At 36.9% G+C, this 9,794-nt stretch carries 10 protein-coding genes, 1 rRNA gene and 1 pseudogene; all 12 read left to right on the top strand.

All coding sequences use genetic code 11. The features are described 5' to 3' along the window. Positions 1 to 95 (top strand): 5S ribosomal RNA (gene rrf, locus K7I92_RS07210); the annotation flags it as partial. A gap of 68 nt (positions 96 to 163) precedes the next feature. Beyond that, on the top strand, positions 164 to 616 hold the full coding sequence (tsaE, locus tag K7I92_RS07205) for a tRNA (adenosine(37)-N6)-threonylcarbamoyltransferase complex ATPase subunit type 1 TsaE (RefSeq protein WP_220282599.1): 453 nt from the start codon (positions 164 to 166) through the stop codon (positions 614 to 616). Continuing rightward, positions 613 to 1,197, top strand: a complete 585-nt coding sequence (gene tsaB, locus K7I92_RS07200) for a tRNA (adenosine(37)-N6)-threonylcarbamoyltransferase complex dimerization subunit type 1 TsaB (protein ID WP_203245111.1) — start codon at positions 613 to 615, stop codon at positions 1,195 to 1,197. The genes tsaE and tsaB overlap by 4 nt, the downstream gene beginning before the upstream one ends. Beyond that, positions 1,194 to 1,628 carry a ribosomal protein S18-alanine N-acetyltransferase gene (rimI, locus tag K7I92_RS07195; protein WP_220282598.1) on the top strand — a complete coding sequence of 145 codons (435 nt, stop codon included), beginning with the start codon at positions 1,194 to 1,196 and terminating at the stop codon, positions 1,626 to 1,628. Before tsaB ends, rimI begins: the two co-directional genes overlap by 4 nt. Before the next feature lie 10 nt (positions 1,629 to 1,638). Next, a complete protein-coding gene (gene tsaD / locus K7I92_RS07190) occupies positions 1,639 to 2,643 on the top strand; it encodes a tRNA (adenosine(37)-N6)-threonylcarbamoyltransferase complex transferase subunit TsaD (RefSeq protein WP_220282597.1) in 1,005 nt (334 codons plus the stop codon). A 48-nt stretch (positions 2,644 to 2,691) separates the two neighbouring features. Then, complete coding sequence (locus tag K7I92_RS07185) at positions 2,692 to 3,333, top strand: redox-sensing transcriptional repressor Rex (protein ID WP_203245116.1); 642 nt, start codon at positions 2,692 to 2,694, stop codon at positions 3,331 to 3,333. Between the two features lie 6 nt (positions 3,334 to 3,339). After that, entirely contained in the window at positions 3,340 to 4,728 is a 1,389-nt protein-coding gene (gene asnS, locus K7I92_RS07180) for an asparagine--tRNA ligase (RefSeq protein WP_255594396.1), read from the top strand. Between the two features lie 34 nt (positions 4,729 to 4,762). Beyond that, positions 4,763 to 6,625, top strand: a complete 1,863-nt coding sequence (locus tag K7I92_RS07175) for an ABC-F family ATP-binding cassette domain-containing protein (protein ID WP_220282596.1) — start codon at positions 4,763 to 4,765, stop codon at positions 6,623 to 6,625. A gap of 89 nt (positions 6,626 to 6,714) precedes the next feature. Beyond that, complete coding sequence (locus tag K7I92_RS07170) at positions 6,715 to 8,379, top strand: diphosphate--fructose-6-phosphate 1-phosphotransferase (protein ID WP_203245119.1); 1,665 nt, start codon at positions 6,715 to 6,717, stop codon at positions 8,377 to 8,379. Positions 8,380 to 8,755: 376 nt separating this feature from the next. After that, a complete protein-coding gene (locus tag K7I92_RS07165; RefSeq protein WP_220282595.1) occupies positions 8,756 to 9,142 on the top strand; it encodes a Fic/DOC family N-terminal domain-containing protein in 387 nt (128 codons plus the stop codon). Continuing rightward, positions 9,143 to 9,436: pseudogene (locus tag K7I92_RS07705) on the top strand (Fic family protein); the annotation flags it as partial. It lies immediately after the preceding gene. Between the two features lie 46 nt (positions 9,437 to 9,482). After that, a complete protein-coding gene (locus tag K7I92_RS07700; protein WP_370627463.1) occupies positions 9,483 to 9,617 on the top strand; it encodes a CbrC family protein in 135 nt (44 codons plus the stop codon). Positions 9,618 to 9,794 lie beyond the last annotated feature (177 nt).

Raw genomic sequence — 9,794 nt, 5'->3', positions numbered from 1 at the left:
GCGAAGTGGCCACACCTGTTCCCATCCCGAACACAGAAGTTAAGCACTTCAGCGGCAAAAATAGCCCTTTGGGTGAATCGAGCTCGTTGCCGGGTCTATTTTTTTTATCCTTTTTTTACTTTATAATTTGTTTTTATGAGGTATAATTTTCAAGGTGAATAGTATGAAAACATATACATATACAAGTCATTCCATGAAAGAAACATTTTCTCTAGGAGAAAAGATTGGAAAACACGCTTTTGAAGGTTTCCTTCTTTTATTAGATGGCGATTTAGGTGCTGGTAAAACTTCTCTAACAAAGGGAATTGGAAAAGGACTGGAAGTAACGAAAACAATCACTTCTCCTACTTTTAATATCCAAAAAATTTACAAAGGAAGAATTACCTTAAATCACATAGATGCTTATCGTTTAGAAGGTATTGTTCAAGATCTCGGTTTTGACGAATACTTTAATGAAGAAGCAGTTACGGTGATTGAGTGGAGTCATTTTATGTCCTATTTATTACCCGAGAAATATTTGAATTGTACCATAACCATTCGAGCGGATGATTCACGTGTGTATCATTTTGAAGCAAATGGAAAACCATATGAGGATTTTTTGGAGGTGCTAAAATGATTACACTATGTTTAGATACAAGTATGCAATATCTAGTACTAGGTCTGATGAATGATCAACAAATTCTGGCGAAAATTCAAAAAGAAATTCCCAAAAGGCAATCAGAAGAAATCTTTGTTGAGCTTAATCGTTTGTTGGAAATGGCCCAATTAGATGTGGATGACATTGAGGCTCTTGTTGTCACAAATGGTCCAGGATCGTACACAGGTGTTCGTATTGCTTTAACAATCGCAAAAGTGTTTGCGAGCTTGAAAAAGCTTCCTTTCTATACCATCAGTTCCTTGCAATTGTTAGCAGGAAAGGAAAGTGGTCAAGTGATATTAGATGCGCGAGGGAAGCGTGTTTATACAGCTGTATATGACCATGGTAATCCTATGACAGAGGAAACTATTCAATTTATAGAAGATTTGAATTTAAAGGCAAACTTCATTGGTGATTTACAGCTCATAGGTCAGGAAAGGTCTAACTTAGATTTGGTGCAACACTTCTTTGATTTGAAAGATAAGTGGGTGTTACAGGAAGATGTAGATTACGTAAAGCCAAACTATCTAAAGGCGAATGGGGCTTATTTGGTTAAATGATGATTCATCCGGTTACTAATAAAGACTTATCACGCATTACCGAGATTGATCAAGGCGCCTTCAAAAATGGATTTTGGTCAAAAGAAAACTATGAAAATGAATTCGAAAATAATCCATACGCAAATCTTTATGTGTATAAAAAAGGAGAAATTCTTGGCTTTATTGATTTCTGGATTAGCTTTGAAATAGGGGATATAACACGCATTGCGGTTGATCCAAATTATCAAAGAAAAGGTATTGCTAAGGAATTATTAGAGTTTGCTTTAATGCAAATGAAAAAAGAAAATTGTGAATATTGTCAATTGGAAGTTCGCTCCAGCAATCAAGCCGCGATTTCTCTGTATGAAAAATTCGGTTTTGAAAAAATCAATATTCGTAGTCATTATTATGAAAATCAAGAAGATGCTTTAGTTATGAACAAAGTGCTTTAGGAGGATGTTTATGGCAAAAATATTAGCCATTGAAAGTAGCTGTGATGAAACAGCTTGTGCCATTATTGAAGATGGTCATGTGGTATTGAGTAATGTGGTTTCAACTCAAATTGATACTCATAAGCAATTTGGTGGGGTAGTACCTGAAGTCGCTTCCCGTCTTCATGTTGAAAAAATATCCATTGTTATTAAAGAGGCTTTAGAAAAAGCCGGTATGTCTGTTCAAGATGTGGATGCGATTGCCTATACCAAAGGGCCTGGTTTAATCGGTTCTTTGCATGTCGGGGTTCAAGCGGCTAAAACACTGGCTTGGATGTATAAAAAACCGATGTTACCGACGAATCACATGGCAGGACATATCTATGCGAATGCCTTTGTGAAAGAGCTGAAATTTCCATTATTAGCTTTGGTAATTTCAGGTGGTCATAGTCAATTGGTTTGGATGAAGGAAGAGTATTCCTTTGAAATTATTGGTGATACCTTAGATGATGCAGTTGGTGAAGCTTATGATAAGGTTTCTCGTGTATTAGGAACGGGTTATCCGGGTGGACCGGTTATTGATAAGCTAGCGAAACAGGGTAAGGAACATTATTTCTTAAAAACCCCAAAAACGGATGGCACTTATGATTTTAGCTTCTCGGGTTTGAAGTCTTCTGTTCTTCAGTTGATTCAAAGGGAGGAAAAGCTCGGTAATCCTTTGGTAAAAGAAGATGTTGCGTTTGCGTTTCAAGAAGTAGCGATTCATTCCTTAGTGGATAAGACAGTCGTCGCTATACGAGATAAAAAGCCGGCGATGCTCGTTTTGGCAGGTGGTGTTTCCGCTAATTCGCGTTTAAGAGAAGTGATGGTGGAAAAGATGCAAGCTTTCCCGGAAACAGACTTGATACTACCACCGTTATCGGTATGTATGGACAATGCGGCAATGATTGGCGCAGCGGCTTGGGTTGCTTGGCAGCGACAAGAATTTGGCACATGGGAAGATTCAGCGGATTCAAGCATGGAATTGTCTGTTTAGGATTTCACAAATGAAATATTTTGGAATAGAATAAAGACGGTGATAATTATGAATGATAAGAATGAAAAGAATGTTCCACGTGCAACTTTACAACGTTATCCTTTATATCTAAAAGCTTTGCGTAAACTTCAAGAAGATGGAACCACACGTATTATGTCCCGTGAATTAGCGGAATTGGTTTCAATTGAGCCAACAACAATTCGTCGTGATTTCAGCTTTATTGGTAACCTTGGAAAACAAGGATATGGTTATGATGTTGAACGTTTAATTGAAATTTTCTCAGAAGAGTTAGGGGTTAATTTTGATGAGAAGATTATTTTAATCGGAGCCGGTAACTTAGGAAGAGCTTTATTGAACTACAATCATTGGAATCATGTGGTCGGAACCATTGTCTGTGCTTTTGATTTAGCGCCAAGTGCGGATGAAATCGGAGGTATTCCCGTATATCCATTGAGTGAGTTAAACCGTTATATGCCAAAAGGAACAAGAATTGCGATTTTGACAATTTCGCAAGATGTGCAAGCAACGGTGAATTTATTAATAAAAGCAGGGATTGAAGGTTTTGTGTCCTTTGCTATGGATCATTTTTCGGTTCCAAGTCATGTGTCTGTACGACACATTGATGTCGTTTCAAAGATTCAAGAATTAGTTTTTGAAACAAATGAAAAGCAACAAAATAAAGGAGTTTAGAAAATAATGTCAAGTGAAATGAGTATTCGCGATATTTATCGCCTAACAAAATCAGAAGTTGAATTGGAAAAAGATCAAGTTGAATATGTTCAACTACAAGGTTGGATTCGTACAAACCGTGCAGGAAAGAATGTATCGTTCATTTCTTTAAATGATGGAACTTCTTTCAATAATGCGCAGATTGTGTATGATGCGGATACTTTGAGTAACTATGAAGAGGTTTCTAAATATTTAACAGGTACAACCATCTCTGTGACTGGAAAGCTGGTTTTAACACCGGAAGCGAAACAACCTTTTGAGGTACAAGCAAAAGAAATTAGTTTAGAAGGTGTAGCGGATAACACGTATCCTCTACAAAAGAAGCGTCATAGCTTAGAATACTTAAGAGAAATATCTCATTTAAGACCAAGAACGAACACTCTTTCAGCTGTTTTTAGAGTACGCTCAGTTTTAGCGATGGCTATTCATACCTTTTTTCAAGAACAGGGCTTTGTGTATGTAAACACACCAATTATTACCGGCGCTGATGCAGAGGGAGCTGGTGAAACATTTACAGTTACAACCCAAACCGATGACCATTACGAAGAAGATTTCTTTGGTAAGCATGCTAGTTTAACTGTATCTGGTCAACTACAAGCCGAAGCTTTTGCACTGGCTTTTAGAGATGTGTACACGTTTGGACCAACCTTTAGAGCAGAAGAAAGTAATACCACCATTCATGCGGCTGAATTTTGGATGATTGAGCCGGAAATGGCTTTTGCGGATTTGGCATATGATATGGATGTTATTGAAGATATGATTAAATTCTGTATCGATTATGTGCTGGAAATGTGCCCGGAAGAAATGAATTTCTTTAATGAACGCATTGATACAAGCCTATTAGAACGTCTAAATCATGTTCGTAATTCTGATTTTAGGAGAATGTCATATACAGAAGCAATTGAAATCTTAAAGAAAGCTGATGTAAAATTTGAGAACAATAAGATTGAGTGGGGTATGGATTTAAATACCGAACATGAACGGTACTTAACCGATCAAGTAGTGAAGGGTCCTGTCTTTTTAATGGATTATCCAAAAGAAATTAAGGCTTTCTATATGCGTGAAAACGAAGATGGAAAGACGGTTGCGGCAGCTGATTTATTGGTGCCATCCGTCGGTGAATTGGTTGGTGGGTCGCAACGTGAAGAACGCTTGGAAATCTTAGAAAAGAAGATGAAAGAATTGGGCATGAACTTGAATAGCTACCAATGGTACTTAGATTTACGCCGTTATGGTGGTTGTGAACATGCCGGATTTGGTTTAGGCTTTGAGAGATTTGTGATGTATGTGACGGGAATGAAGAACATTCGTGATGTGATTCCTTTTGCCCGCACACCAAAGAATTTAGATTTCTAGGATGGCTTAACCATCCTTTTTTCAGGAGTGAGAGATGTTATATCAAGTTAGTAAAGCCAAAAAATCTTTTGCTGGAAATGATGTGTTTGAAAACGTCAATTTCATGGTCAAGGGAACAGAAAAAATAGCTTTGGTCGGTCGCAATGGTTGTGGCAAGACTACTTTTCTACGTTGTGTAACAAAAGAAGAGCAATTTGATGAAGGAACCGTCAGTCAACAAAATGGCACAAACATTGGCTACCTTTCTCAGAAGGTTTTTGCGAGAGATGAAGCGACGGTGAAGGAAGAACTTTACCAAATTTTTTTGCCTTTATTTCAAATTGAAAAAGAAATGAACCAATTAGCTATGAAAATGGCAGAGGATCATAGTGAAGAAATATTGAATAAATACGCACGACTTCAAGAACAATTTGAACAAAAGGGGGGATATACTTGGGAAAGTGAATTGCTGTCAGTCTTTACTCGTTTTGGTTTTGAAAAGGAAGATTTAAAGAAAAGCATTGGTACTTTTTCAGGTGGTCAGAAAACACGACTGGCTTTTGTTCGATTATTGTTATCAAAACCAGATTTACTCTTATTAGATGAGCCAACCAACCATTTGGATGTAGAAGCCATTGAATGGTTAGAAGGTTATATCAAAAACTATCCAAAAGCTGTTTTAATTGTTTCCCATGACCGTATGTTTTTAGACCACACCGTTGATGTGGTTTACCATATGGAATTTGGGACAATGAAGCGTTACCCGGGAAATTATTCGCATTTTGTTCAAGAAAGAGAAAATGATTTAGAGCGCCAACAAGCCGCCTACAACCGCCAACAAAAAGACATTCAGCGTCTACAAACTTTAATTGAAAAGTTCCGTTATAAAAAGAACAAAGCCGCCTTTGCTCAAAGTAAAATTAAATATTTGGAGCGAATGGAAAGAATTGATCCTGTTAAAAAAGGTCAAAGGAATTTTCATGCTCATTTTAAAGCCCGTTTAAAAGGTGGAGAACAGGTCTTAACAGTTGATTGTCTAAAGATAGGGTATAATCATGTCTTAAATGAATTCTCCTTTAAGGTCCGACGAGGTGATCGAATTGCGATTATGGGACCAAATGGAACCGGGAAATCTACTTTGATGAAAACCTTAATGGGAAAAATTCCTGCTTTAGGAGGTTCTTTCTTATTTGGTCATCAAATTGAAAAGGGATATTTTGATCAGCAGTTAGCTCAGTTTTCAAGTGATAAAACGGTGATTGAAGAAGTTTGGGATGAATATCCGGAATTGGATCGAACTCAAGTGCGTTCGGCGCTAGGGCAATTCTTATTCTCGGCAGATGATGTTTTTAAAGAGGTTCGAGTTTTATCCGGTGGTGAAAAGGTTCGCTTGTCATTTGTAAAACTTCTCTTAGAAGAAGCGAACACTTTATTGTTGGACGAACCGACCAATCATTTGGATATTCCAGGGAAAGAGGCTTTAGAGGAAGCGTTAAGTTGTTTTGATGGCACGATTATTTTTGTGTCACACGATCGTTACTTCATTCAACAAATTGCGGCAAGTATTCTTGAATTGCGAGATAATGAAGCCGTGTTCTATCCACAAACGTATGAGGAATACCATTTGCATAAACAAGAATCCATTCAAGAAGAAGTTAAACTTGAAAAGTCAAAAGAGGTGAAAAAAACCTCCGGTTTATCTCCGAATGGAATACGGAGAAAATTAAAGCATCTTGAGGAACAAATCTCGAAAAAGGAAGAAGAGTTAGAGGCAATGCGTGAGCTTCGATTTGAACCGGAATATTATCAGGATTATCATAAGATGAATTTATTGGATATGGATATTGATGATATTCACAATGAAATTGCTCATTTGGAAAAAGAATGGGAAGAGTTATTTGCAGAAAGTGAAGTTTAAGTCCGGTATAGAACTGGACTTTGTCGGTTTAGAAAAGGCTTATTTTGTGCTATTCTGAGTATGTGAATTCTATAAAGGAGGACAAGTTAATGACAGAATTATCACCGCTTCAAAAAGCTCGCTATGAATACAAGCCAAAACTTCCTAAAATGTTGAGAAACGGTATTGGGGAAATTTGTGTTAAAGAGGGTGAAGAAACACAAAGTGTAGCGGATCAAGAAAAGATTAAAGCTTTATTTCCAAATACTTATGGCAAAAAGGAAATTACTTTTGAAAAGGGTGTGAATACTTCAGTTGCTAAGAAACAAGTGGTTGGTGTGATTTTATCAGGTGGTCAAGCACCTGGTGGTCATAATGTGGTTTGTGGATTATATGATGCTCTAAAGGCAACGAGTAAAGAGAATATTTTGTACGGATTTAAGAATGGTCCTAGTGGATTAATCGAAGATGATTATGTTGAATTCGATGATGCCCTTATTGATCAATATCGTAATACGGGTGGATTTGATATTATCGGTTCCGGTCGTACAAAGTTAGAAACCGAGGAACAATTCAAAGTTGTTTCTGAAGTTTGTGCAAAACATGGTATGACCGCTATCGTTATTATTGGTGGTGATGATTCCAATACGAATGCGGCTGTTTTAGCAGAATATTTTGCGTCTCATAACACAGCTGTTCAAGTGATTGGTTGTCCAAAGACGATTGATGGTGACTTAAAGAACGAAGATATTGAAATTTCATTTGGTTTTGATACAGCCACTAAGACTTATTCAGAAGTGATTGGTAATATTGAACGTGATGCTAACTCAGCTAAGAAATACTGGCATTTTGTGAAGGTTATGGGTCGTTCTGCTTCGCATGTGGCTTTGGAATGTGCCTTAGAAACACAACCAAATATTTGTTTAATCTCAGAAGAGGTTGCGGAAAAGAAAATGTCTTTATCGCAAATTGCAAACTATATTGCGGACGCAGTTGAAAAGCGTGCGACTAAGGGAATGAACTTCGGGGTTGCGATTATTCCTGAAGGTGTGGTTGAATTTGTGCCTGAATTCTCGGCTTTAATTGCTGAAATCAATGAACTGTTAGCAGGTTCTAAGGCGGGTGAATTCAATATGTTGGCTTCTTGGGATGAAAAGTATGCCTTTATTAAGAAAGGTTTATCGGATGATTCTTTCAAAGTATTCGCAATCTTACCGCAAGCTATCCAGCAACAATTATTCTTAGAAAGAGATCCGCATGGTAATGTGCAAGTGTCCTTGATTGAATCGGAAAAGTTATTCTCGGCTTTAGTGAAAGATGTCCTAGAACAAAGAAAAGTAGCTGGTACTTATCATGGTAAGTTCAATGCTTTACATCATTTCTTTGGTTATGAAGGTCGTTGTGCTTTCCCATCTAATTTTGATGCGGATTATTGTTACTCATTGGGATACAACGCGTTCATGTTGATACAGTATGGTTATAATGGTTACTTATCTAAGGTATCGAATTTATCGATGCCGGCGGATCAATGGGTGGCTGGTGGTATGCCAATCACTAAGATGATGAACATGGAAAGAAGACATGGGGAAGATAAGCCGGTTATTAAGAAAGCCTTGGTTGAATTAGATGGTAAGCCATTTAAGTACTTTGAAGCACATCGTGATGTTTGGGCAGTGGAAACGGCTTATACATATCCCGGTGCTATTCAATACTACGGACCGGCTGAAGTTTGTGATTTAACAACAAGAACATTAGCTTTAGAAAAAGATAAATAACTAAAAAGAACTGCTTGGAATGAAGTGAAAGCTGTTGGTGAAGACTTAAAAACAGTGACCAATTTTACAGTTGCTGTTCAATGAGTCCGCCAACGAAAGAACTTATGCAACTAGCATTAAAGCAAAAACTTGTCATGGTGGAAAACCGGTTCTTAGATTGATGGTGAAATCGTAACAATTATGGCGCTAAATAGAGCAATTAGGTGTGGAAATGTAAATACAGAAAGTGTTTATGATGGCAGAGCTATTTTGTTTATGTAAGATATAAGTTTTTGAAATATAGATAGGGAAAGATCACCCTTATTTCAGAAAATCAAGTTTTCTGAAATAAGGGTGATATAATCTTGATAGTATTTCAAAAAAGGAGAGATGATAGATGAAAAAGGAAAGAGCAGGAACTTTAAAAAAACAATTGTCAGGGGACATGGCATATTTTTCTTTTTATCCTTCCAAATTACCTCCAAATCCGTTAATAGAAGTTGACAGTGATATTACAGAGAAATTAATAAAGGCTCATAAAGTATTAGCAATACTTGATGATAGAGCGACCAATATCCCTAATATTGATTTGTTTATTTCCATGTATGTTCAAAAAGAGGCACTTCTTTCATCGCAAATTGAAGGTACACAGGCAACATTAGAAGATATTTTTAATCCCAATATCGATGAAAACATCAATGCAGATGTGGATGATGTTGTTAACTATATTAAAGCTAGCAAATATGCAATAAAAAGATTGGAAACATTACCTTTGTGTAATTGATTGCTTTTAGAGACTCATAAAGTATTGCTATCCGGAGTAAGGGGAAAAGAAAAAAATCCCGGAGAGTTTCGACAAAGCCAAAACCGGATAGGTGGGGCAGGTTCTACGATAAAAACAGCAAGGTATATACCGCCGAATGTTTTATCCATGAAAGAGTCTTTGTCCGATTTAGAAAAATACATGAATGCAGAGGATGCGTTAGATGATTTAATCAGAATCGCACTTATTCATTATCAGTTTGAATCTATACATCCATTTTTAGATGGAAATGGACGCATTGGAAGATTACTAATCGTGTTATACTTACTGGAGAAAAAAGTCATAAAAACGCCATCTTTATATTATAGAAGAGTACGAGATGAGATCAGAATACACCGATATCAGAGAGTACCTATACAAAGATGGCGATATGTGTGGATATTTATTTCGCTGTCTACACTGCGGTAAATACCACATCTATGTCGATGCGAGTTAATTTGTACGGTTGATAGGTGAATCTGGCATATTAAAGCGAAAGACGAATTTGGAGGAATTTTAATGAAGATATATCCATATTTTTTGATAGGAATAAAGCAGACATGGGACAATAATCTCTTTAAAATTGTGCTATTTACAGTTGGAACTGTCCTTCTTGTATCGTTGATACGCAAGC

Source organism: Bulleidia sp. zg-1013, from assembly GCF_019798045.1.
GTDB lineage: Bacteria > Bacillota_I > Bacilli_A > Erysipelotrichales > Erysipelotrichaceae > Bulleidia.
This window is presented reverse-complemented; position numbering and strand designations above follow the sequence as displayed.